General features: G+C 67.2%; 1 protein-coding gene and 1 pseudogene. Both read left to right on the top strand.

Going from position 1 to position 2,043, the window contains the following annotated elements; all coding sequences use genetic code 11:
* Positions 1-324 precede the first annotated feature (324 nt).
* Complete coding sequence (locus WCB02_RS36195) at positions 325-1,674, top strand: RsmB/NOP family class I SAM-dependent RNA methyltransferase (protein WP_423966396.1); 1,350 nt, start codon at positions 325-327, stop codon at positions 1,672-1,674.
* A 155-nt stretch (positions 1,675-1,829) separates the two neighbouring features.
* Positions 1,830-2,043 (top strand): annotated as a pseudogene (locus tag WCB02_RS36190) (heparinase); the annotation flags it as partial.

The raw sequence follows: 2,043 nt of genomic DNA, 5'->3' as shown, positions 1-2,043 counted from the left end.
GCCTCGGCCTCCGCAAGCGCGCGCTGCGCCGCCGGCGTGAGTGGCTTGCGCACATCAGCCGATGTGTCAGCCTCGGATCGTGACGAATCATCATCCATTGCCAAGTTCCCAGTTGGTTTGGCCAATTCGCTGCTGGCTAAATTCCAGCATCTCGTGGCCGCTCGGCCATTGAGGTCTCTCGCTGCCATCCACACATTGTGCGGCACGGTGAAAACGCCAGTCCGATTCTTATATTTGGCATATTCGCATGGCAGAACTGCTTTGACTTCAATGGCATGCGTCGGCCCCTCGCGGAACTGCCTCCCTTCCGGGTAACCTCCCAGCATGCCTGCTCAAAGATTCGCAAGTCCCTCCGAAGTGCCCGGTCTCGCGGCGCGGCGGATTGCGGCGGACATCCTTGACGGGGTCCTGCACAAGCATCGCACGCTCGACGATCAGCTCGACGGCGCCGGCGCCCATCCCGGCGTCAAGCGGCTCGCCGATCGCGATCGCGCCTTGATGCGCCGTCTGGTCGCCACCATCCTGCGCCGGCTCGGCACGCTCGGTCATGTGCTGTCACGACTGCTGGACCGCGGCGTTCCGACCGATGCGCCGCGCGCGCAGAGCGCGCTTTTGATCGGCGCCGCACAAATCCTTTGGATGGACGTGCCCGATCACGCCGCCGTCGATCTGTCGGTGCGGCTGGTCCAGTCGGACCGGCGCGCCGCGCGCTATGCCGGCCTCGTTAATGCGGTGCTGCGCCGCTGCGCGCGCGAGGGCGCGGCCCTGGTCGAGGAAGTGACGTCGCAGACCCTCGACACGCCGCCCTGGCTGCTGAACCGCTGGATCGTCCACTACGGCGAGGCCACCGCGAGAGCGATGGCACTTGCGATCGGCAACGAGCCCTCGCTCGACATCACCGCCAAGGCCGACGCCGAGCAATGGGCGAGCCGGCTGCACGGCGAAATGCTGCCGACCGGCACCGTCCGCACCCTGCTGCAGGGCTCGGTGACGATGCTGCCGGGATTTGCCGAAGGCGCGTGGTGGGTGCAGGACGCCGCGGCGGCGCTGCCGGCGCGGTTGTTCGGCGACGTCACGGGCAAGACCATCGTCGATCTCTGTGCCGCGCCCGGCGGCAAGACCACCCAGCTCGCGCTTGCGGGGGCGCACGTCATCGCGGTCGACCGTTCGCCCGCCCGCATGACCCGGCTGCGCGACAATCTCGCCAGGCTTGCCCTGCAGGCCGAGACCGTGGTCGCGGACGCCGTGGAATGGCCGGGGGGCAATGTTCCAATCGATGGTATTCTGGTGGATGCGCCCTGCACCTCCACCGGCACCATGCGCCGCCACCCCGATATCGCCTGGCTCCGGCAGGAAGCCGATATCGCGGCGCTGACCGCGCTGCAGAAGCGGCTGCTGCAAAAGGCGACCAGCCTTCTGAAGCCGGGCGGAACGCTGGTCTATTGCACCTGCTCGCTGGAGCCGGAAGAGGGCGGCGAGGCGGTTGCCGCGCTGCTTGCCGCCGAGTCCGGCCTGCGCCGGGTTCCGATCGAGGCCGCCGAGGTGGCGAGCCTGGCCGAGCTGCTCACGCCCGAGGGCGATTTGCGCACCCTGCCCTGTCATTTGCCCCACGCTGACCCCAGGCTCGGCGGCCTGGACGGATTTTATGCCGCCAGGCTGGCTAAATCCCTCTGATTTTGCACTGGATTTTCTACCGACCGTGCGAGGTGCGCCCATTCAAGAGGGTGCCAGCGCCGCTTTTCGAGATTAAAAGGACTTGGCAGAATATCCCTCCCTGACAAAGGCAAGTTGTGTCGGTCGCTCAACGCAGACGCATTTCGACGCTGATCATGGGCCGCTTCGCGCGGAACATGGTGGCGCGCGTCAGCGGCGGCTCGGTGGCATTGTCGCGGATCTGGCCCGGCCGCGCTGATCGCGTCATCATCGCGCCGCATGACCTGCGCACCGCCGACGCCACCCGCGCCGCCGAGATCTATGCCGGCCGCTTCGTGTTCGCCGGCAAGATCGTGACCTGCCACGGCCGCTCGATCTTCGACCTCGAGC

It is taken from the genome of Bradyrhizobium sp., from assembly GCF_049581145.1.
GTDB lineage: Bacteria > Pseudomonadota > Alphaproteobacteria > Rhizobiales > Xanthobacteraceae > Bradyrhizobium.
The sequence above is the reverse complement of the archived record's forward strand: the minus strand, read 5'-3'. Positions and strand labels throughout refer to the sequence as shown.